The sequence below is a fragment of the Gottfriedia sp. ABJ_BB2_2 genome, assembly GCF_055484705.1.
This window is the reverse complement of record NZ_JBVFKR010000001.1, coordinates 633,753-656,619: the sequence shown is the minus strand read 5'-3', so window position 1 is coordinate 656,619 and position 22,867 is coordinate 633,753. Positions and strand designations below refer to the sequence as shown.

Annotated in this window: 20 protein-coding genes and 1 riboswitch; of the genes, 13 read left to right on the top strand and 7 right to left on the bottom strand. The window is 32.2% G+C overall.

Annotated elements, in window-relative coordinates; translation table 11 throughout:
• The first annotated feature begins 83 nt into the window (after window positions 1-83).
• On the top strand, window positions 84-1,538 hold the full coding sequence (locus ACX6U0_RS03455) for an NAD(P)/FAD-dependent oxidoreductase (RefSeq protein WP_464958601.1): 1,455 nt from the start codon (window positions 84-86) through the stop codon (window positions 1,536-1,538).
• Between the two features lie 104 nt (window positions 1,539-1,642).
• Here ACX6U0_RS03455 and ACX6U0_RS03450 read toward each other — a convergent pair whose 3' ends face one another.
• Entirely contained in the window at window positions 1,643-2,524 is an 882-nt protein-coding gene (locus ACX6U0_RS03450) for a 5'-3' exonuclease (RefSeq protein WP_464958600.1), read from the bottom strand.
• Window positions 2,525-2,746: 222 nt separating this feature from the next.
• Between ACX6U0_RS03450 and ilvA the strand changes: the two genes are divergently transcribed.
• The 5 genes from ilvA (at window position 2,747) to ACX6U0_RS03425 (ending at window position 9,137) form a co-directional block, all read left to right on the top strand.
• Complete coding sequence (gene ilvA / locus ACX6U0_RS03445) at window positions 2,747-4,006, top strand: threonine ammonia-lyase IlvA (RefSeq protein WP_464958599.1); 1,260 nt, start codon at window positions 2,747-2,749, stop codon at window positions 4,004-4,006.
• A 398-nt stretch (window positions 4,007-4,404) separates the two neighbouring features.
• A complete protein-coding gene (locus ACX6U0_RS03440; RefSeq protein ID WP_464958598.1) occupies window positions 4,405-5,598 on the top strand; it encodes a glycine C-acetyltransferase in 1,194 nt (397 codons plus the stop codon).
• 53 nt (window positions 5,599-5,651) lie between these two features.
• Entirely contained in the window at window positions 5,652-6,620 is a 969-nt protein-coding gene (locus ACX6U0_RS03435) for an L-threonine 3-dehydrogenase (RefSeq protein WP_464958597.1), read from the top strand.
• 144 nt (window positions 6,621-6,764) lie between these two features.
• The gene (gene tdcB / locus ACX6U0_RS03430; protein WP_464958872.1) at window positions 6,765-7,763 is read left to right on the top strand and encodes a bifunctional threonine ammonia-lyase/L-serine ammonia-lyase TdcB; all 999 of its coding nucleotides are present in this window, start codon (window positions 6,765-6,767) and stop codon (window positions 7,761-7,763) included.
• 33 nt (window positions 7,764-7,796) lie between these two features.
• Window positions 7,797-9,137 carry an APC family permease gene (locus ACX6U0_RS03425; RefSeq protein WP_464958596.1) on the top strand — a complete coding sequence of 447 codons (1,341 nt, stop codon included), beginning with the start codon at window positions 7,797-7,799 and terminating at the stop codon, window positions 9,135-9,137.
• Between the two features lie 32 nt (window positions 9,138-9,169).
• Here the strand turns inward: ACX6U0_RS03425 and ACX6U0_RS03420 are convergent, their stop codons facing one another.
• Window positions 9,170-9,985, bottom strand: a complete 816-nt coding sequence (locus ACX6U0_RS03420; protein ID WP_464958595.1) for an alpha/beta hydrolase — start codon at window positions 9,983-9,985, stop codon at window positions 9,170-9,172.
• 7 nt (window positions 9,986-9,992) lie between these two features.
• The gene (locus tag ACX6U0_RS03415; RefSeq protein WP_464958594.1) at window positions 9,993-11,816 is read right to left on the bottom strand and encodes a dihydroorotate dehydrogenase; all 1,824 of its coding nucleotides are present in this window, start codon (window positions 11,814-11,816) and stop codon (window positions 9,993-9,995) included.
• Window positions 11,817-12,030: 214 nt separating this feature from the next.
• Here ACX6U0_RS03415 and ACX6U0_RS03410 point away from each other — a divergent pair, with 214 nt between their 5' ends.
• On the top strand, window positions 12,031-12,465 hold the full coding sequence (locus tag ACX6U0_RS03410; RefSeq protein WP_464958593.1) for a VOC family protein: 435 nt from the start codon (window positions 12,031-12,033) through the stop codon (window positions 12,463-12,465).
• A 329-nt stretch (window positions 12,466-12,794) separates the two neighbouring features.
• Here ACX6U0_RS03410 and ACX6U0_RS03405 read toward each other — a convergent pair whose 3' ends face one another.
• On the bottom strand, window positions 12,795-13,448 hold the full coding sequence (locus ACX6U0_RS03405; RefSeq protein WP_464958592.1) for a DUF1062 domain-containing protein: 654 nt from the start codon (window positions 13,446-13,448) through the stop codon (window positions 12,795-12,797).
• A gap of 623 nt (window positions 13,449-14,071) precedes the next feature.
• Between ACX6U0_RS03405 and ACX6U0_RS03400 the strand changes: the two genes are divergently transcribed.
• Together ACX6U0_RS03400 and ACX6U0_RS03395 are read left to right on the top strand one after the other, a co-directional pair.
• Window positions 14,072-14,617 carry a DUF1003 domain-containing protein gene (locus ACX6U0_RS03400; protein WP_464958591.1) on the top strand — a complete coding sequence of 182 codons (546 nt, stop codon included), beginning with the start codon at window positions 14,072-14,074 and terminating at the stop codon, window positions 14,615-14,617.
• Between the two features lie 154 nt (window positions 14,618-14,771).
• Window positions 14,772-14,871, top strand: a riboswitch (purine riboswitch).
• Between the two features lie 56 nt (window positions 14,872-14,927).
• The gene (locus tag ACX6U0_RS03395) at window positions 14,928-16,241 is read left to right on the top strand and encodes an amidohydrolase family protein (protein WP_464958590.1); all 1,314 of its coding nucleotides are present in this window, start codon (window positions 14,928-14,930) and stop codon (window positions 16,239-16,241) included.
• Window positions 16,242-16,642: 401 nt separating this feature from the next.
• On the opposite strand, the gene ACX6U0_RS03390 is transcribed toward ACX6U0_RS03395, so the two are convergent.
• Together ACX6U0_RS03390 and ACX6U0_RS03385 are read right to left on the bottom strand one after the other, a co-directional pair.
• Window positions 16,643-17,704 carry an endonuclease/exonuclease/phosphatase family protein gene (locus tag ACX6U0_RS03390; protein ID WP_464958589.1) on the bottom strand — a complete coding sequence of 354 codons (1,062 nt, stop codon included), beginning with the start codon at window positions 17,702-17,704 and terminating at the stop codon, window positions 16,643-16,645.
• Window positions 17,705-17,761: 57 nt separating this feature from the next.
• Entirely contained in the window at window positions 17,762-18,148 is a 387-nt protein-coding gene (locus ACX6U0_RS03385) for a RidA family protein (protein WP_464958588.1), read from the bottom strand.
• Window positions 18,149-18,417: 269 nt separating this feature from the next.
• Here ACX6U0_RS03385 and miaA point away from each other — a divergent pair, with 269 nt between their 5' ends.
• The 3 genes from miaA to ACX6U0_RS03370 all read left to right on the top strand — a co-directional run bounded on the left by miaA (window position 18,418) and on the right by ACX6U0_RS03370 (window position 20,411).
• A complete protein-coding gene (miaA, locus tag ACX6U0_RS03380) occupies window positions 18,418-19,380 on the top strand; it encodes a tRNA (adenosine(37)-N6)-dimethylallyltransferase MiaA (protein WP_464958871.1) in 963 nt (320 codons plus the stop codon).
• 23 nt (window positions 19,381-19,403) lie between these two features.
• The gene (gene hfq / locus ACX6U0_RS03375; protein ID WP_056470298.1) at window positions 19,404-19,625 is read left to right on the top strand and encodes an RNA chaperone Hfq; all 222 of its coding nucleotides are present in this window, start codon (window positions 19,404-19,406) and stop codon (window positions 19,623-19,625) included.
• Between the two features lie 165 nt (window positions 19,626-19,790).
• Complete coding sequence (locus ACX6U0_RS03370) at window positions 19,791-20,411, top strand: FMN-binding negative transcriptional regulator (protein ID WP_464958587.1); 621 nt, start codon at window positions 19,791-19,793, stop codon at window positions 20,409-20,411.
• A 62-nt stretch (window positions 20,412-20,473) separates the two neighbouring features.
• Here ACX6U0_RS03370 and ACX6U0_RS03365 read toward each other — a convergent pair whose 3' ends face one another.
• Window positions 20,474-21,454 (bottom strand): tyrosine-type recombinase/integrase, encoded by a 981-nt coding sequence (locus tag ACX6U0_RS03365; protein WP_464958586.1) that lies wholly within the window; start codon window positions 21,452-21,454, stop codon window positions 20,474-20,476.
• A 258-nt stretch (window positions 21,455-21,712) separates the two neighbouring features.
• Here ACX6U0_RS03365 and spoVK point away from each other — a divergent pair, with 258 nt between their 5' ends.
• Entirely contained in the window at window positions 21,713-22,675 is a 963-nt protein-coding gene (gene spoVK, locus ACX6U0_RS03360) for a stage V sporulation protein K (RefSeq protein WP_464958585.1), read from the top strand.
• Window positions 22,676-22,867: the final 192 nt, after the last annotated feature.

The following is a 22,867-nucleotide window of genomic DNA, read 5'->3' as shown; positions in this document are numbered from 1 at the left end:
ATAATGATGGTATTCTATTTTAGGTTGATCAGAACTTAACTTAAAATTTAAAAAACTCAGACCTTAAATGGGGGTATTAATATATGTATGATGTGATAGTAGTTGGCGCAGGTCCAGCAGGAGTATTTACTTGTTATGAATTAACGTTAAAAATGCCGAATGCAAAAATTTTATTAGTTGATAAAGGTCATGATATATACGCAAGACATTGTCCAATTCTACAAAAGAAAATAGAGAAATGTCCTCCAGCGGCAGGTAAAAAAGATTTTTCAGGTTGTTTACCAGCATGTTCAATCACAAATGGTTTTGGTGGAGCAGGAGCATACTCAGATGGTAAATTTAATATTACTAGTGAATTCGGTGGTTGGATGACTGACTACTTATCAGCTACTGATGTAGTAGATTTAATTAAATATGTAGATGATATTAACTTACAGCATGGTGCAACAGAAACAATTACAGACCCACTTACAGAAGAAGTAAGAGATATTGAAAGACGAGGTTACGCAGCAGGCTTAAAATTATTACGTGCTCAAGTTCGACACTTAGGTACAGAACAAAATCTTGAGATTTTGAAGAGCATATTTGAATACTTAAAAACGAAAATTGATATGAAATATAAAACAGAGGTTGAAGATTTAATCACTGTAAAAGAAGATGGATCTCATATTGTTAAGGGCATCAAATTAAAAAATGGTGAAGAAATCTCAGCTGAGAAAGTTGTCATTGTACCAGGTCGTGACGGATCAAAATGGTTAACAGAAGTAATGAAAAAACGTCGTCTAAAAATGACGACAAACCAAGTAGATATCGGAGTACGTGTTGAAACTTCTGATATTGTCATGGAAGAAATTAATAAGCATTTATATGAAGGTAAATTTGTATTCAATACATCAGTGGGTACAAAAGTAAGAACATTCTGTAGTAATCCTTCAGGTCATGTTGTAGTTGAAAACCACTCAGGTATTATGACAGCTAATGGTCATGCTTATAAAGATCCTAAGCTAGGAAGTCCGAATACAAACTTTGCACTTTTAGTATCTCACCAATTCTCAGAGCCATTTGATAAACCAAATGAATATGCGCACGAGGTTTCACGTTTAGCAAACATGCTTTCACATGGTGGCGTAATTGTTCAAAAATATGGAGATATTTTAAAAGGAAGACGTTCAACAGAAAAAAGAATTAAGGAAGGTTTCTTAGAGCCAACATTAAAAGAAGCTGTACCTGGTGATTTAGGTTTAGTCTTACCTTATAATACAATGAAAAGCTTAATTGAAATGGTTGAAGCCCTAAACCATGTAACTCCTGGTATTGCTTCAGAACATACATTATTTTATGGGGTTGAAGCGAAATTCTATTCAGCTCGTCCAAAATTAAATGAACACTTCGAGAGCGAAATTTCTGGTCTTTACTTAGGTGGAGACGGAGCGGGTATAACACGAGGTCTTGCACAAGCTAGTGCATGTGGCGTTTGGATTGCTCGTGATATCGTAAAGAAAGCAAGTGTAAAAGAAAAAGAATTGGTTACAGTTTAATAATCAATATTTGTAAAAACCTCTAATGCTTATTAACATTAGAGGTTTTTTGTGTATTTATAAATAATAAGAAAAAAAGAGAACTAACTATTTAAATATTTTATTTATCTTCTAATACGAATTTCTAGTTCTTGAAGTTTATTTGTTAAGTTATCTTCATTAATACTTAACTTTAAATCCTCAAAAGTATAATTTTCGAAATGAGGTATATCAATCATAATTGCTGACAATTCCTTACTAATAAAGGTTGAATCTTTACCTGCAATTAATTTCTTTTTGTAGCGATTAAATTTAGGGTCTAGGTTTTCCATATTTTCATATAGTTCTTCAACAGAACGATATTGTTGAATTAATGGAATCGCCGATTTTTCACCAACGCCAGGACATCCAGGAATATTATCACTTGAGTCACCTAATAATGCTTTTACATCAACCCATTGTTTAGGATGGATTCCATAATCATTGTTAAAATGCTCGATAGAATAAACGATTTCACCTGTTTTTTGGGCAATAATTTGAGATGTATGCTCATTTAATAGTTGTAGTAGGTCACGATCATTACTATAAATAAAACATTTATTTTGAATGGATTGACTCCAATTATTAGAAAGCGTACCGATTAAGTCATCTGCTTCATATGGTGACATTTCTAATTGGGCAATGCCAATTTCTTCTAATACAGTTTTTAACGTTAAAAATTGCTCAATAAGGGGTGTTGGTAGTTCTCCGCGAGTTGCTTTGTAAAAATCATACTTGATTCTACGATCAGTTTCTTCTCTTTTTACATCCCAAGTAATTGCCACATGGCTAACTTCATGTTCACGAATGAGACTAAATAATTTTGGAATAAAAACTCTTAATGCGTTTGTATAAACCCCATCTTTTGTTTTTGAAAGCTGGTCATCGCTTCTGCCATAAGATGTAGCAAAATAACCTCTACTTAACAAATTGAAACCATCAATTAATAATAAAGTATTATGATCCATTTTTTTATATCCACCTATAAATTTATATTTTCATATAAGAATCATAGCATATTACATCTTAAAAAAATAACATTCCGATTGATTTCATAAGATTAAATATATTTTATTAAAAAAATTGTAACAAAAATATTGAATTTTCTGTTTATAATTCGGTTAACTTTTACTATAATGGAGATTATATAAAATTTTGAATCTAATAAATTGCAAAGGGAAGGTAGTAAAATGGAAAAAGTAAAAAGTAACGTCAAAATCGAAGAAATTTTAGTAGCCTACAATACGTTAAAAGAGGTAACAAACAAAACTCCTTTGCAGATTAGTGACATGCTTAGTGAAAAATATGATAGTCATGTGTACTTAAAACGAGAAGATTTACAAATCATTCGATCATTTAAGCTTCGCGGTGCCTACTATAAAATTAGTAATTTAACCGAAGCTCAAAGACAAAATGGTGTTGTTTGTGCAAGTGCGGGGAATCATGCACAAGGAGTAGCTTATACGTGTAATCATCTTCAAGTACATGCAAAAATATTTATGCCAACAACAACACCAAATCAAAAAGTATCTCAAGTGAAATTCTTTGGTGGTCCTTTTGTAGAAGTAATTTTAGTGGGAGATACATTTGATATAGCGAATCAAAATGCTCAAGACTACTGTGATCAACATAACATGACATTTATTCATCCTTTTGATGATTTAGATGTCATTGCTGGTCAAGGAACAGTGGCAGTAGAAATATTAAATGAGATTGATCGACCAGTTGACTATTTATTTGTTGCAATAGGAGGCGGAGGATTAAGCGCCGGTGTTGGTACTTACATAAAAGGAATTAGTCCCACAACGAAAATCATTGGTGTTGAACCACTCGGAGCTGCGTCAATGGCAGAATCAATTTCTAATGGGCAAGTCGTAAAACTTCCAACAATTGAAAAATTTGTAGATGGTGCAGCTGTAGGGCAGGTTGGGTATCTGACTTATGAAATATGTAAGGAAGTACTAGATCAAGTTGTTGCCGTGCCTGAAGGAGAAATATGCACAACTATTTTAGAACTGTATAATAAAAATGCAATCATTGCAGAACCAGCAGGAGCACTTTCTGTAGCTGCGTTGGAGCTTTTTAAAGACGAAATAAAAGGAAAAAATGTAGTTTGTATTGTAAGTGGAGGAAACAATGATATTGATCGCCTACAAGAAATTAAAGAACGCTCACTAATTCATGAAGGCTTGAAGCATTACTTTATTATCAATTTCCCACAACGTTCTGGCGCATTACGTGAATTTCTTGATCAAGTGTTAGGACCAAATGATGACATTACTAGATTTGAATACACAAAGAAGAATAATAAAGATAATGGTCCCGCGTTAGTTGGGATCGAGTTAGCAGCAAAATCTGATTATGCAGCATTATTAGAACGAATGAATTTACATGGTATTCAATTCATGGAAATTAATAATAATCCTACTTTATTTAATTTACTAATATAATATTTTCTAAAGAAGCTGAATGGAAAACCGTTCAGCTTTTTGTATGCGTTAATAATCTTAATGTTCAGAATAAAATATAAATTGTTCGGAAATTTCAGTTGATTAACCCATGAAAAACTAAAAATAGAAAAAATGTTAATTTATTTCTTATAAATTTAGACAAAAGTATTCCTAATGTTAGTTGTCCGATTTATAATTGTAATCGGAACGCCTCGAGAAAACGGTTTACAAGTTGATTTTTATTTTAAGTTATACAGAAATTTGGAAAATAAATAAGCGCTTTATTCATTATTTTTTTATATTTAAATTAATTAAGTATAAAATAAACAAAAAAGAGGCTAATCCTAACCATTAAACTAAAAAATAAATGAATCAATTACGATGAAGGAGCTGGTAATATGTCAAGTAAGACATTGGAAGCATTTTTAACTCCACAATTACAAGAGTTAAAAGAGAAAGGGCTCTACAACGAGATTAACCCACTTCAAGGATCTAATGAATCGAAAATTAAAATTGAAGGCAAAACATTTATTAACTTATCATCAAACAATTATTTAGGCTTTGCAACTGAACCACGCTTAATAAAAGCTGCATTAGAAGCAACAGAAAAGTACGGCGTTGGAGCAGGTGCTGTTCGTACAATAAACGGTACGATGGATATTCATGATGAATTAGAAAAAACAATTGCTAAGTTTAAAAAAACAGAAGCAGCAATCGCATTCCAATCAGGATTTAATTGTAATATGGGTGCAATTTCAGCTGTAATGAGTAAAAAAGATGCAATCCTTTCTGATGAATTAAATCACGCTTCAATTATTGATGGTTGCCGACTTTCTGGTGCAAAAATTATTCGAGTAAAACACCAAGATATGGATGATTTACGTGAAAAAGCTAGAGAAGCGACTACAAGTGGACAATATGAAAAAGTAATGTACATAGCAGATGGTGTTTTTTCAATGGATGGAGATGTAGCAAATATTCCTGAAATCGTAAAAATCGCAGAAGAATTCGGTTTAATTACATATATAGATGATGCTCACGGTTCTGGTGTAATGGGAAATGGAGCAGGTACAGTAAAACATTTTGGATTATCAGATAAAATTGATTTCCAAATTGGTACACTATCAAAAGCAGTAGGTGTTGTTGGTGGATATGTTGCAGGGTCACAGCAATTAATTGACTGGTTAAAAGTTCGTGCTCGTCCGTTCTTATTCTCAACTTCATTAACACCTGCAGCAGCTGCGGCATGTATTGAAGCGATTAGAATTATGTCAGAAGAGCCTGAGACAATAGAAAAACTTTGGGAAAATGGGAATTATTTAAAAGAAGGTCTATCAAAACTTGGTTTTAATATTGGAGATTCTGAAACACCTATTACTCCATGTATAATCGGTGATGAAAACCTGACTCAAAAATTCTCAAAACGTTTATATGAAGAAGGCGTTTACGCAAAATCAATTGTTTTCCCGACAGTTCCACTTGGAACAGGTCGTATTCGTAATATGCCAACGGCAGCTCATACGAAAGAAATGCTTGATGAAGTATTAGCTATTTATGAAAAAGTTGGTCGCGAACTAAACGTAATTCAATAACATATACAATAATATTACTAGTTGTTTATCATAGTTAAAGGTGGAGTAAGTGAATGAAAAAGATATTAATTACAGGTTGTTTAGGCCAGATTGGTTCAGAATTAACCACCCGTCTAAGACAGGAGTACGGAATTGATAATGTAATCGCAACGGATATACGCCGTATTGAAGGTAGTCCGATTACTGAAACAGGACATTTTGAAATCTTAGATGTGATGGATCAAGATAAAATGTTAGAAATTGCTAAAAAATATGAGGTTGATACATTCATCCATTTAGCTGCATTATTATCTGCAGTAGCCGAAGCAAAGCCAAAATTAGCTTGGGACTTAAATATGGGTGGCTTAGTGAATGCATTGGAAGTATCAAGAGAATTAGGCCTAAAATTCTTTACACCTAGTTCAATCGGTGCATTCGGACCAAGTACACCTAAAGACCAAACACCACAAGATACAATCCAACGTCCAACTACTATGTATGGTGTAACAAAGGTAGCTGGAGAATTACTATGTGATTATTACTTTGAAAAATTCGGTGTAGATACGCGTGGGGTTAGATTCCCAGGATTAATATCTTATGATACAGTTCCTGGTGGCGGAACAACTGACTATGCTGTAGATATTTACTATGAAGCTTTAAAACAGAAAAAGTATACATCATTTATTTCTGCAGGAACATATATGGATATGATGTATATGCCTGATGCTATAGACGCTATTATTAAATTAATGGAAGCTGACCCGCAAAAATTAAAGCACCGAAATGCTTTTAATATTACGGCTATGTCATTTGAACCAACAGAAATTGCGGCTTCAATTCAAAAGAAAATACCTGATTTTACAATCGACTTTGATGTAGATCCTATTAGACAAGGTATTGCTAACTCTTGGCCAAATTCAATTGACTGTTCTGCTGCAAAAGAAGAATGGGGCTTTGATCCAAAATTTGATTTAGATAAAATGACTGAAGATATGTTAGAAAAATTAGCAGTGAAATTATCTGCAAACGAAGTAATTTCTTAATTAAATATGTTTGAAAAAAGAAGGAGAAACTGTTCTCCTTCTTTTTTTGTTTCGAATGGTTTGTCCGGTTTTGAAGCAAACTGTTTATATATGCTATTTTTTGGTAAAAAAGAAATGATGAAAAGGGTGTATTTCGTGTCGTCAATTTCAGAAAAAAATCTATCATTAACGATTAAAGATATTAAAAATGCACGAGAAGTTTTAAGGGATAATGTACGTGTGACTCCATTAGTAAAATCTTTTTATATGACTGCCAAAACTGGTGGAGAAGTGTACTTAAAATTAGAAAACATGCAATTAACAGGTTCATTTAAATTTCGCGGTGCTTATAACAAAATTAAAAATTTGAATATAGAAGAAAAAAAACATGGTATTATTGCTTGCTCCGCAGGAAACCACGCTCAAGGAATTGCTTTATCCTCTAAATTATTAAACGTGAAAAGTAAAATTGTCATGCCGGCAACAGCTCCAAGAGCAAAAGTTGAAGCTACACAAGGTTACGGTTCTAATATTGTTTTATTCGGTGAGACCTTCGATGACGCAAAAGAAGAGTGTGCAAGAATCAGAAGCAAAACGGGAGAAACATTCATACACCCATTTGATGACTTATATGTAATGGCAGGTCAAGGGACGATAGGCTTAGAAATTTTAGACGAGCTTTGGGATGTTGATACAGTTATTGTTCCAATCGGTGGTGGAGGAATGATCGCAGGGATTGCAGTAGCGTTAAAATCGTTTAATCCATCAATACAAATTATCGGTGTCCAAGCTGAGAATGTTCATGGTATGAAAGCTTCTGTTAATGCAGGAGAGATTATTAGTCATTATGTTGCACCGACAATTGCTGATGGGTGTGCAGTTAAGGTACCTGGAAAAATGACGTTTGAAATTGTAAAAGAACTTGTAGATGATATTGTCATAGTAAGTGAAGATGAACTTGAAGTAGCTATGAAAGACTTACTTCAACGAGGAAAAGTTGTAGTAGAAGGAGCTGGCGCATTAGCAACGGCTGCATTACTCTCTGGAAAAGTAGAGCGATATGTAAAAGACAAAAAAGTAGTTGCAATCATTTCTGGTGGGAATGTTGATTTAGAAAGAATATCTAGCGTTTGTGAGCATTTCTTTGGGAACGAGATTAATTAAAGATTTTAGTAGTTAAACGAGAAGAGGGATTAGATGACTGAACAAGCTTTAAAAAAAGAAATGGGTTTTCTTGCAGCGTTAACTACTGTAATTGGAACAGTAATTGGAGCAGGGGTATTCTTTAAAGCGACTGCCGTTTATGGTTCAACTGGTTCGGCAAGTTTAGGATTATTAGCATGGCTATTAGGTGGAATTATTACGATTTGTGCCGGTTTGTCTGGGGCAGAATTAGCTGCAGCAATCCCAAAAACGGGTGGCATGATGGCGTATTTAAAGCATACATATGGAGATTTAACTGCATTCTTATTAGGATGGGCACTAACAATTATCTATTTTCCAGCAAATATTGCAGCTCTTTCTATTATTTTCGGCACACAAGCAGTGACAATTTTCGGATTAAGTGCAGATGATAATACATTTAAAGTCATTATTATAGCAATTTTAACTGCAGCATTTATTACTTTTATGAATTTTTTAGGAGCAAAAACAGCAGGTGGAATACAAACAATTTTTACGATTTGTAAGCTAATACCACTGATTATTTTAATTATCTTTGGTTTCCTCCACAAAGGTACTGTTCATTTTCAATTATTTCCGATCGAAGCAGGAAATGACCAATCTTTTATGACCGCATTAGGTTCAGGATTACTAGCAACAATGTTTGCATACGATGGTTGGATTCATGTTGGAAATATTGCAGGTGAAATGAAAAATCCAAAAAGAGATTTACCTAGGGCTATTGTATTAGGTTTATCAGCTGTCATGGTGGTTTATTTATTAATTAATATTGCATTTCTATTGGTGATGACAGCTAATCAACTAGCAGCAACAACAACTCCAGCATCAGAGGTTTCTAAAATATTGTTTGGACAAATAGGAGGGAAAGTCGTATCAATTGGCATTTTAATATCTGTATTTGGAACAATTAATGGATATACGATGACTGGAATGAGGATTCCATATGTGATGGCAAAAGAACATAAATTACCTTTTAGTTCATGGTTTGGTAAACTTTCAGAAACAGGAGCTCCTTCCAATGCAGGATTATTTATCTTACTCGTAGCAATTATTATGATGTTACTAGGTGGATTTGAAATATTAACGGATATGCTTGTGTTTGTAATTTGGATTTTCTACACAATGACATTTATTGCAGTTATCATTTTACGCAAGAGAGAACCAGATCTAAACAGACCTTACAAAGTTCCTTTTTTTCCGATTGTCATCACAATAGCGATAATAGGAGGGGTATTCATAGTCGTCAATACTTTATTCACTCAAACGATGTTGGCTATTTATGGAATTGTATTAACATTAATTGGATTACCAATTTATTATTTTTTACGTAAGAAGCATATACAATCTATGGATTAAATAACAAAAAGCTGAGTTAACTAATCAGCTTTTTAATTTGTCATCCAGAGGATAAAAGTAGGGAAACGATTCGCCCATGCAATTTCATTATGTTTAGCATGTTCTTCGATTACAAGCTTTAAATCATCTTTTGATTGACCTAAGTTGATGAAGAGTTCATTTAATTCAATAGTATCAGTAACATAAACATTTGTACCTGATGTATCCTCGTTGCTTCCTTCGTTTGTACCTATATCTAAATAGATTTTTGAAGACGTTTTCTCGAAATGGTCATTCAAGAATTGAAATAGTTCATTCTTTGCAAACCACACTGCAGTTGAAAAAGCCCCGATTTTCGTAAAAATGTTTGGGTATAAAAATCCGGCAACTAAAGATATGATACCTCCCATCGAGCTTCCGGCAACTAAAGTATTTTCTTTATTAGGGTTTGTTCGATAATGTTCATCAATATACGGTTTAACCGTTTTGACTAAGAATTCTACATATTGAAAACCTTCACCGCCTGCTGATGTTTCTTCTCCAAAAAATTGACTTAAATTAGAATTGACCCAAGGAGAGTATTCATCAAGTCGTTTAAGACTTTGATCTTCAAGATTACAATCAATTCCGACTACAATATATCCATTTATCTGATTCGATAATTGAAGTGAATTTAATGTTTCTGGAACTTTCCAATGATGTCCATACGATGAGGTTTTCGGATCAAAAAGATTTTGGGCATCATGCATATAAATTACATCATATGTTTTCGTTTTATTTACATCATAGTCTAAAGGTAAAAATACACGAATTGTTTTCGTTCGGTTCAATTGTGGACTATGTAATTCAAAAATCACTAATTGATTCATTGGAAGCCTACTTTCTTCTTGATTTGGACTGTTCTTTTAAGTGGAAAAATTGATATGACATCACCAAACCACCAATTAATAATAGCAGTGCAACGATAGGTGGGAGAAGATGGATAAAGTCGGTGTAACCTATTAAAATATGAACACCAATTGCTGTAATAAATGCTGGTAAACTACCAAAAAGTAATGACCACCAAATCCATTTCTTCCCTTGATGAAATCCCCATAAGGAAATCATTAATACGAGTAAACCAACACTAACAAGTGATCCTCCAAAACCAGCCCGGTCATGTGAAATAACGGGTATTAAATTCAAGTTGAATTGATCAATTTGTGAAGGACTTATACATAAATAAGCCAAATCTGTCTCTACAAATGTAGTCGTCATTCCGATTATGGATATGAATATGCCTCCTAATATAAGAGCAAAACCTAATATGATAAAAGCGAGCTGACCTATTAAACTATTTTTCCAATATCGATGATTATGTAAATTTTCTGAGGAGGGTTTCCTCATTAATTTACGCGTTTTTTTGTATCCTATTAGAAAGGGTGGTAATAAAAATAGCCAAAATAAAGCATGTAACCAATCGAAATACTGGAAACCGATAAAGAAGAATATCGCCAAAAATCCAATAATGGCACTAATATTAGAAGCTTTTGTAGCCCAATGATAGCCAGGGCGTATTCCATACCTTGCAAGTGACATAAACAGAATTCCTCCGGACATAATCGTACCTGAAAGAGTCATCCGGTCATGTGACATAAACGGTAGAATCCTATTATTAAACTGGATAATGCTCTCTTTATTAGTATTTAAAAAATATTCATCATATGGAAGAATAATAGATGTTAAACTAATCAACAATGCGATAAATCCACCAACAAGCATGATGAGACCAAATAAGAAATACCAAATCCAATCCTTATTATGTTTGATGGGCTGATCTTTTCGAAAGAGAATTGCTTCGTTTATTCGCTTAGGTAGTCCTGGGCCACTTAAAACATATCCATGCGATAAAAATACTAGTTTTGATCCTGCCTCTATTAATTCAACTGCATCAATCGGTTCACTAATCCCTCCAGAGGTGAAAATCGGTTTGTCAAAGCCAATTGCATGTAATTGTTTAATTACATGAATGAGCAGTTGTTTATTTTCTACATCCGATAAAAGAGGATCACTTTGAATCATGATGGAGTTTATCAGATTGTTTACTTCTTGTAACGGAAATTTAGATATTGATCCTGCATCAATTGAAAGACAAATTGGTTTTGATGGCTGCCATGAATGTTTATCGAATTGCTTTAAAAAACGAGCATCAACTACATAAACATCTGCAAACTTTGAAATTTGTGAATCTATTAATTGAAATTCTTCAACTGTACCATGAACTTTTGCAAATAAAGGAAGTTTCTTTCTAACCTTTGAAAGTTTTTGAGTTGCTTCATGTAGATCTAGCGTTTCCTCAAGTTGAAATTCGTTTACAAGATTATGCTTTAAATGAATGTTTGGTGTTTGATGAAATTCTTTAGTGACTGTAATCGGTCCAATTTCAATACAGCCAAATCCTAAATTCATAAACGCGTTTGTTCCACTCAGTAACGGATCAATTGCAGCGGATAATCCAACAGAGTTTTCAAATGTAATATGATGTAATTCATGTTTTAAAATTTGATCAGTTTTCATATGACCTAAAAATTCAATTAACTTTGTTCCAAGTGGGATCGAAGAAATAAATCTCATACTCTGATGAATAAATTCTCGAGATCTTTTAGCAGGAAAATTTGATAGTAAAGGTTTAAATAATGTGTGATAAGACCAATCTGGCATAATTGACTCCTCATTTTTCTAGTTGTTATTAATTACAGTTTAATTTGAAGTTGATAATAATTAAATAGAAATGTTCAAAAATAATACTTTACATGTTTACCACTTAGAAAATTACAATAATGTGATTTTTCATAAACTTCCTGAATGGAAGTGGAAATAAAGGTTTCAAACTAAACTTACACGAAAAATAACAAGAATATAGGAGGTATGAGATTTGAAAATCAATAGAATAGATCATGTGAGTATAAATGTAAATGATCTTTCAGAGGCTAAAGCGTTTTTTCTTGATTTAGGACTTAAAGTGCAAGCTGAATGGGAATTAGAAGGAGAACAGTTGGACAGAATAGTTGGGCTTAAAGATGTTAAAACAGCATGTGTAGGATTGGGGATGCCAGATGGTAAGGCATGGATAGAACTAGTCAAATATTATACGCCGTCAGATGAAAAAGGAATTGAGCAACCTTTTGCAAATACGCTAGGTATCCGACATATTTGCTTTTCTGTTGAAAATATTGAAGCTATTGTTGCAAAGTTGAAAAAAAAAGGCACGGAAATCTTTAGTGAGATACAGCAATATGAAGAAAGTTATAAGTTATGCTACGTTCGTGGTCCAGAGGGAATTATTTTAGAATTGGCGGAGAAAATCTGATAGATATTGAATGGGACTTTAAATGATTGAAATTAGTTAGATAGAAAGTATAATACCCGAATATGAATTTTAATTGATTATTGAACAACTCACAAGTTCGATTAGAAATTTTAATGTTAAAGTTTAATCCATAGATATAAGCAAAAAAATACGGATTTACAGCGTTAATAAAAAACAATTTAATAAAGCCTAATTTCTCGGTATCATAATTGAGAAATTAGGCTTTAAATTATTCATTAAAGAGCTCTTTAATGGAATACCTCAATTTCAAGACAACTTACAAAGACAATAAGAATAATCATGGCCCCAACAATCAAAAAAAGGGATATTTATTGGTGATGTTCTAAAGAGCAAGTTGAATTAATCATTTTTATTGCATCGTTAGTAATCGTAATTTTGATTTGTTTTTCTTTTATTTTATGCTTTCTTATATTAACTTCAGGAATTGTGGATATATATCCGTTTTCTATCATTTCCAAAAGCTTTTTTCTTGAAATGTTTAATTTATCTTTAAGAAACTTAACTAGTCGAAGATTAAAGCTATATTCTGACGCAATATTAATAAATACTGCTTGTGACTGGTTTTTATAAAAATCAATGTTTTCGCCTTCTGCGAAATAATCAATGTTAAAAATGGCTTCCGCTTGATTACTCTTAAGTGTGTCCATATCGAAGGCATATTTCCATGCAGTTTCCTTATCATTTTTTGACATTTTGTCAAATAGGCTTTTATCTATATCTACTGGGTTAACGCGAGAAAAAATAGTTACGTTCCATGTAGAATCACATTGATTACATTTATAAATTAGCCATACATCTATTTTTTGTTTATTGGCATTCATTCTAAAAAGCTCACTACAATAAAATTCCGTTTTTTTTCCACATTTATTACAGTTCCTTAGAACCAATGGTGTGCTCTTCGGCTGAATAGACCAAGTAATTATATTTTTTTCATTCATAGAGTGTATTTGTTTAAAACTCATCACTTTCACCTCGAAAAATGTAATTGAACATTCTAAAAGTTATTTGCGTGAAAGTGTTAACTTATCATTGGTCTCACCCCTTTGATAAATTTATAAATTAACTAATAAAAAATTCATTGGACTATACCTCTCTTTCAATTAAGAATAACTTAATTTTACCAATATTTTCCTCGGATGCACAATACCGTATTTTCCTGACGGTCCCACATTATTAAATGTAATATTAATAACAAAAAAAGATTCTTCCAACAGAAAAAATCTTAAAAAACTAACGAGAGAGTTAGATCTTTAACATAGTTCAGTAACATTAGAGTCGCATTCGCGACTTTTTTAATGAGAACATAGGAAGATATTCATAATTATAGTTAGAGTAATAAAATACATTTAAAATAGTATAGTCTAAATGGATAAGTCATCATATAATATTAAAGTATTTTATATTTGAAAAAGTGAGGTGGAACATTTTTATGGGTAGTCCCAGTATAAGTGAGTCGGATAATTTGCCGACATCAGAGGAAGTCATACAATTGAATATCCAAGGCGGATTACAGCATAAAAATGTATTCCGACTTCTATAAGATTTTGAAAACATGGCTTCCTCTAAAAAAGAGGAGGTTGGAAAAATGGTACAAAACATTTGGAAACAAATTAATTTTAAAAAACAAATTGAGAAACCCCATAAAATACAAGGTTTTGATATTGATTTAAACCAAGAAAATTTATCACGTATTGACCGACTTGTGGACCGTTATGAATCAGAGATCCTGCAACATCTAAATAGTGATTACAAACAATCAACAAAGTTGTCAGATAAGATCGCAGATAAAATTGCCCAATTTGGAGGTAGTTGGAAGTTTATTATTTGGTTTAGTTGTACACTTCTAGCTTGGATGATTTGGAATAGCTTATCTATCACAAAAACATTTCATTTTGATTCTGCGCCTTTTATATTGTTGAATTTATGTCTGTCTTTTATTGCAGCATTTCAAGCACCAGTCATTATGATGAGTCAAAACCGTCAAGCAGTACGGGATAAGCATGAATCTGTAATCGATTTTGCGATAAATTATAAAGCAGAACAAGAGATTGATGACATGCAAAGTCGTCTCCATAATATTGAAAACCAATTAAATGAAATTAAAGATTTACTTAAACAAAAAAATAAGTAATTATGATTTAAAGATGATCTTCATAGAGAAGGTCATTTTTAATTTATTTACAGCTTAATTGAATAAATATAAAATCTGATTCAGTTTTCAACTAAATAAATCTGTTAAATTATAGAAAATATTGCACTTTGCTCGTAATTCATTTATTATTGGACATATAAATTCATAAATCAATTGTATAACCTCATTGATAAGGTATGAGGGTCTCTACCAGGAACCGTAAAATCCTGATTACGAAAAAAATGTTTTTTAACATTTTTCTTCGTAATCAGGATTTTTTTATTTTAACAAGAATTAGGAGGAATTTGAGATGAAAACAATATATATTAACGCTACTTTTTTTACTATGGATAAGGAAAATAGAATTTTTGCAAACGGTATGATGATCGTACAAGATCAATCAATTATTTATATTGGAGAACGTAATGAAGAACTACTCGCAAAAACAGATCAAGTAGTGGATCTTAATGGTAAATGGGTAATGCCGGGTCTTGTAAACACTCATTCGCATATATTAATGACTCTTTTACGTGGGATTGGAGATGATATGTTACTAAAACCTTGGCTTGAAACGAAAATATGGCCAATCGAAAAGCAGTTTACAACGGAAATTGGATCTGTTAGTGCACAACTGGGCATTTTGGAGATGCTTAAGTCGGGTACCACTACTTTCTCAGATATGTTTAATCCTAATGGTATTGATCCAAATGTTGTCATGGAAACCATTGCAGGAACAGGAATTCGTGGAGCATTTTCTTATTCAATTTTTAGTTTCGGTACAGAACAAGAACAGAAAATGAATTTAATAGGTGCTGAGCAGTTTTCTAAGGAATACAAAAATTTTGCAGATGGACGACTCACAACAATGGTAGCACCTCATAGTCCTTATGCATGTAGCCCTGAAGCACTTATTGAAAGTGCTCGAATTGCAAAGGAAAATGATTTAATGATACACATTCATGTTTCAGAAACTGATTATGAAATCTTAGACATTGAAACTCGCTATGGAAATCGACCTGTTGAGCACCTTCGTAAACTAGGTTTATTTGATCAACTAACAGTAATGGCTCATGGTGTGGTTCTTAACGATGAAGAAAGAGCAATATTAAAGCAATATGATGTACGAGTAGCTCACAATCCAATTAGTAATTTAAAGTTAGGTTCAGGAATTGCTGATGTTGTTAGTCTTTTAGATGCCGGTATTAAAGTAGGAATTGCAACTGATAGCACAGCTTCTAATAACAATCTAGATATGTTTGAGGAAGTTAGAACTGCTGCTTTACTACAAAAAGGGTTATATAAAGATGCAACTAAATTCTCTGCACAAACAGCATTAACATTGGCTACTAGAGGTGGAGCTGAAGTGTTAAGAATGGGACATACAGGCTCACTTGAAGAAAATAAAAAGGCAGATTTTATTACAATTTATCCTTATAATAAAGAGCATTTACAACCAATAACTGCAGCATATTCACATTTACTTTATTCGGCTCGAGGAAGTGATGTATGCGATGTATACATCGATGGTAAAACAATTGTAAAGGATGGTAAATGCTTAACTATTGATGAAGAAAAAGTGATTTACGAATCGAATCACCTCCTAAATAATCTTATAACTAACTAAAATTAATGGTATGATAATGTTCACATATTTACATTGAATTTAAAATGGGATGGTTATTTTTGTAATTAAATTGATTTCTAAAGTAACAACTCATGGGCTAGTTTAAGTTCTTGAAGTACTTAAGTTAATAAAAGAAGGGCATTAAAGGGAAACATATGAGGTTATTTAACTTTATTTGATACAAATTTTAAAAATAAGATAGAGCAGAAATTCTATCAATAAAATCCAATTATTCTTTCTTAATTAACGTCCGATTGCTTAAGTTCAATAATACTTAGGAGCTAATTAATGATATTAGCTCCTATTTTAATATTTGGCAGTTTAGTTTATTAAGAACAAGGAATTTACACTATAAAATACCCAATTAGGTCATTTTATGCTTTTTGTATATTTTTATATAGTTATTTTAATACTAATTCAGCAGTTACTGGGTTATGGTCACTATTTTCAAACCCTAAGTCATGTCCTTTTACATTTTCAACTGTAATATTAGGAGAAACTAAGAATCCATCAATAATGGCTTGGAAATTTCGTCCCTTTTTAAAAGGGAAGTCATTTGATCGAGATGTTGGAATCGTTTTATCTGTAACCCATTGGAAGCCTTCTGGTTTAAAGGTAGAAGGGAATATTTGTAGCCAATCAGGCCATTTTTCTGTTGTTTCAAAAATGGTAGGGTCTGTTGTCGGAATTTCGTGATTCCAATCTCCACCTAAAATAAAATAATTTCCATTTTTAATTTCATTTTCTAGGTAAGTTGATAAATGCTTCAATTGTTGCTTACGAACTTTTCCACCTTTATCATAGGCTGATAAATGAAGATGGATTAGGACCAGATCTTTTCCGTTTTCTACTGGTATTCTACTTTCAATAAAAGCACGGTCTAATTCAAATTGCTGACGCGGCCAACTTTCTTGACCTGCTAATTTATATCGATGACTATTTTTAATGTTGAACTTTGATAAAGTTAATAAGCCACTATTTGCTGAACCCATTGGGTGCAATATTGGAACAGGGACCCAAGGTACTTTATAATTTACTGCAAATGTTTGGCTATATTCAGGTAATTTTTTTGTTAGGTAGTTTACTTCGTTAATGTGAAAGCTACGAGAAGAGTTCCTATCAATCTCTTGGATTAGATTAATATCAGATTCTTCGTTTTTAATAAAAGAAGTAATTGCCTTTAAATTTGTCGATGTTTGCTCTTTACTACTAGATCTAGACATCGTACCGCCATCCATAAAGAAGTCCTGATTTTTATCCAATCCTGCATATCCGATATTAAACGTAGTAATCGTAAATGGCACACCTTTTTTCAAAACCTGTTCTTTATTTTTTTTGATTTTAAGCGGAATAACTTCATTGGGCTTATAATCTGTGAAAGTAACATACGCCAAAAAAACGGCGAATAGGAATGTAAAACTAAGAATTATATACATAACTCCTTTTAATGCTTTTACAATCATTCAATTTCCCCCTAATACTTCTCTTTGTAAAAAAGTCAGAAAGATCTTCTTTGTCCATTATCTTGCAGCCCAAGCTTCTATTTCAATTTTTATTTCAGGATTAGCTAACGCAGTAACGTATGCTAATGTTGTTGCAGGTGGATTTCCATTGTGGAATTCATTCCATTTTTCAGTATAAAATTTACGATTTACAGGTTCAGTCAACCAAAAATTAATTTTAAAGATATTTTTTACATCAACTTCTTCACTTTCAAGTATAGATCTAATATTTTCCAATGCATTTGCAAATTGACTTTCGATATCTTTAGGTAAATTTCCTTCTTTGTCATTGCCAATTTGTCCTGATAGAACAATTAAATCAGCTTCTTTAGGTATGACAGTTACATGATGATATGCAGCAATTGGTGGGGATACATTATTAGGGTTAGCTTTTTTGATTTCCATTGAAATTCTCCTCTAACTTATCATTTTGTTTATTTTTATTATACTAATTTTTGAACTTTCTATAAATTGGCATTCAATGAATCTATGAAAAATTACCAAACAATAAACTTGAGAGTAAGGTCCATGTTTTATGCAATTAGAAAATATGTGATATATTTCACAAATATTTGGAGTTTTTGTATAAATATGGTATAACTAAAGTAAGTTATGTATTTAAAAAAATGATCAAGGGTATAATGCAATAGGTTGTATAGAAAGGCGTATATGTGATTACAATGGTAAATATGCAAAAAGTAATAGTCATCGTAGGACCTACTGCTGTAGGAAAAACTAAATTAAGTATTGAATTAGCAAAAGCTGTTAATGGTGAAATTATTAATGGAGATGCAACACAAGTATATAAAGAATTGGATATTGGGGCTGCCAAAATTACCGAAGCAGAAATGGAAGGTATTCCACATCATTTAATTGATTTTTTAGATCCTAAAGCTTCTTTTACAGTTGCGGATTTTCAAACATTAGCACGAGAAAAAATTGATGAAATTACTAAAAGAGGGAAAACACCAATTATCGTTGGTGGTACAGGTTTATATATTCAAAGCGTCCTAACACAGTATGAATTTGCGGAGCAAGAAGGTGATGAGCACCTTCGAAATCAGCTTGAAGGATTTGCAATGGTATACGGAAATCGTGCTTTGCATGATCAATTAAAAGAGGTTGACCCAGAAAGTGCTAAACAAATACATATGAATAATGTTAGAAGAGTGATTCGAGCGATTGAAGTATTTAAATTAACAGGACAAAAATTTTCGGATACCGCTTTTAATAAAGAACCGGAATATTTATATGATGCTATAATAATTGGTTTATCAATGGACCGAGAGTTACTTTATAGTCGAATTAATCTAAGAGTAGATATGATGATGGATGCTGGGTTAATGAATGAAGCAAAAATGCTTTATGACAAGGGGATTCGTAACTGTCAATCTGTTCAAGCAATTGGATATAAAGAGCTATATGATTACTTTGACGGAATTCTAACTGAGGATGAAGCCATTCATTTAATTAAACAAAGCTCTAGAAGATATGCCAAAAGGCAAATGACATGGTTTAGAAATAAAATGAACATTCATTGGTTTGATATGGATGGACATAATTTTAATATAAAAAAACAGGAAATTTTCGCTCTACTTGAAGGAAAGGGTTATTTTATCTCGAATAAATATAGGTAGAGGTAGAAGAGGAGGAAAAGGACATGAAAACATCAATCAATATTCAAGACCAGTTCTTAAACCAATTGCGTAAAGACAATCTAGCAGTCACAGTATTTTTACTAAATGGTTTCCAAATTAAAGGGAAAGTAAAAAGCTTTGATAACTTCACGGTATTGTTAGATGTTGAAGGAAAACAACAATTAATATATAAACACGCAATTTCAACGTTTGTACCTTCAAAAAACGTACAAATTGAAATGTAATATAAATTGTACAAAAAAGAGCATTGATCTTATGGTCAATGCTTTTATTTGTTGAATCTATTTTCTTAGTGAGTCTTGAAATCTAGTTTTCGCTCGTTATTGATTGATGAAAATAAAGAACGATAACATTATTATGTAAACTAAAATGAGCTTGGGGGTTAAATCGTGTATATTCCAAAAGAATTTAAAGAAGAAGATATGAAGCAAATGATTAAGGAAATAAAACAAGCAGGTTTTGGTATTTTACTTTCCAATAGTCAAGATCAAGGAAATAGAATTGCTGCTACACATTTACCATTTATCATTCATGAAGAGTTAGATAAATTATATTTAATCACTCATTTAGCAAAACCGAATCCTCAATGGAAGACATTAGAAGGAGAAGAATGCTTAGTTATTTTTCAAGGACCTCATGCATATGTTTCTGCATCTTGGTATGAGGAAAAGAATACAGTATCTACATGGAATTACACTGCCATTCATGTTTATGGAAAAGTTAGTGTAATTAACGAAGTAAATAAGATGAGAGAAATAGTCTTACATACTACTGATTATTTTGAAAAAGACATGGCTAAAAAATGGCAATATGAAGACCACCTTGAGTATGTTGAAAAATTATTATCAGGAATTGTATGTTTGAAAATCGAAGTAACTGAATGTATTGGAAAGAAGAAATTAAGTCAAAATCATTCAATTGATCGAAGAGAAAAGGTAATATCTGCATTAGAAAATGAAAAGAAATATAATTCAAAAGAAATTGCAGAATTAATGAAAGAAAGACTTTAAAGATGAAAAAGAGTTATGAATAGTCTGATGGTAAATGAACCATTGATATTCATAACTCTTTTTTATTCGTTTATTGATTTATGGTCCTCTAAAAATTGAAAGAATCGCTTTAATGATACTGATGTTTTAAATCCAACTAATTGTTTAATTTCTTCTAACTGCAGACCTTCCTTCATTTTGCGAAGAATAAAAGTATTACGTAAGTGCTGAGAGCATAAACCTTTCCTAAGTCCTGCTCTTTTAACTTCAAGTCTTAACATTTTTTGAAATGCTATTTCAGAAAGTGCTTTCGGAGAATCATCATCGTATACCCAGTGAAAAGTCATCCGATTAAAATCAAAAGCAACAAATAGTGGATGAGTTGAATGGTAATGAGGTCTTACTGGCTCTGGAATCGTTACATAATACTCATACAAACGGATACGATCTTCCTTTTCTAAATGAATTAGCCTCTTTATGCCATCTTTACTATGTACAGTCAATTCATTTTGTGCAAAATTTATATCTCTCATTTGGAGGTCAATACATTCCTTTAATGATAAACCGTAATAAAGCATAAGCCGAATCATAATATCATTTCGATCCATTAAATATGGTCGAGCTTTTAGCTGTTTGTCTGATAAATCTGTTGTTGATTTGAGAATATAGAGCAATTGTTTTTCTTCACTGTCCGAGATAAAATCGTCTGTTGAAAGGGCTCGAGATGGCCCTGCAGAATAGTTTGTGAATGGAATAATGTTTTGAATGGTTGAATCATTTAATTGTAAGAACTTATAAAACTGATTTAATACAACATACATTCGATGCATGGTCTTTTCGTTATAGTTTCGTTCAGTTATCAAATATTGGAAGTATTCATTAAAATGGGCAACTGTAAGGACATCAAGGCTGATCTCTTTTTTTCTAAAATATCGAAAACAATCTTCTAAATCATAACAATAGCGTTTGATTGTAGATTCCTTCCTACCTTTACTATTTAAATGAGAGGCAAATTGCAAGATGACATCTTTACTGTTTATCTTTAATTGATTTGTCAACGTCAAATGAATCAACTCTTCTCTTTTTGCTTTCATTATAACAAATTAAGTGGAACATTTAGTAAAGTTTAGAAAACTTATCCAATAAATCTCATTGTTTGAGAGAATAATTGTTTTGAAACGTTATTTTCCTACATATAATAGTAAAAACGTAAATAGGAAATTTCTCGGGAAAGCGCAAAATACGATACTTTGTGAGTTGTTTCGAGGAAATACCATAAACAAAATCAGATTTTGTCGGCAGAATAAAGAGAGGTGTCATGTTTGGAGCAACCTATTCGTTTAAAGGATAACGGTCAAATAAATGTTGTGCTTAATACAATGAAAAGAGGAGAGGTTTCTCCAAATTCAAATTCCATCGTTGAAACAGTCCAAAAGCCTAAACATGAATTATTGGTCGAAATTGACGAACAACTACGACATTTAATTGGAATGGAAGAAATTAAAACAATGATTCATGAAATATATGCTTGGATCTTTATTAATAAAAAAAGGGAAGAATTGAATTTAAAGGCTGAAAAACAAGTATTGCATATGCTGTTTAAAGGAAATCCAGGTACTGGTAAAACAACCGTTGCGAGAATCATTGGTCAACTATTTCTTAAGATGGGCGTTCTTTCAAAAGGGCATTTAATAGAAGCAGAAAGAGCGGATTTAGTAGGAGAGTATATTGGTCATACTGCTCAAAAAACGCGTGATTTAGTCAAGAAGGCAAATGGTGGAATCCTTTTTATAGATGAAGCATATTCGTTAGGAAGAGGTGGAGAGAAGGACTTTGGTAAGGAAGCGATTGATACACTTGTAAAGCATATGGAGGATAAACATGGTGACTTTGTATTAATATTAGCCGGATATTCTTCTGAAATGGATTATTTTTTAAGTTTAAACCCAGGGTTAAAATCAAGATTTCCTTTTATATTAGAGTTTCAAGATTATAATGTAAAAGAATTAATGGATATATCAAAAAAAATGTTTGTTGATCGCGAATATATCTTATCACGTGAAGCAGAATTTCGTTTAAGGGATTTTATTTCAAAAGCAAAACTTGAGAACCGACAACATTTTAGTAATGGTCGTTTTGTTCGAAATATTGTTGAAAAATCCATACGATCTCAAGCAACAAGATTAGTTTTAGAATCTGAATTTAATCGTGAAATCTTAATGAGAATTGAAGAAAAAGATTTAACAATTAGCGATAAAAAAGAAAGTAAGAAAGAAAGTATGTAGTTAAAATAAAAGGCAATTATCATATAGAGTAGCTTTAAAAATTTGAAACTACAAAGATAGAAGTTGATTACAACGGAAGGTGCGAGACTCCTGTGGGAATTGCGGGAAGGGTGAGACCCCGGAGGGAACCGAGGAGGCTCAGCTCACGCCCCACGGAAAGGGAGCATCCTGGAGTTGTAATCAACTAACACA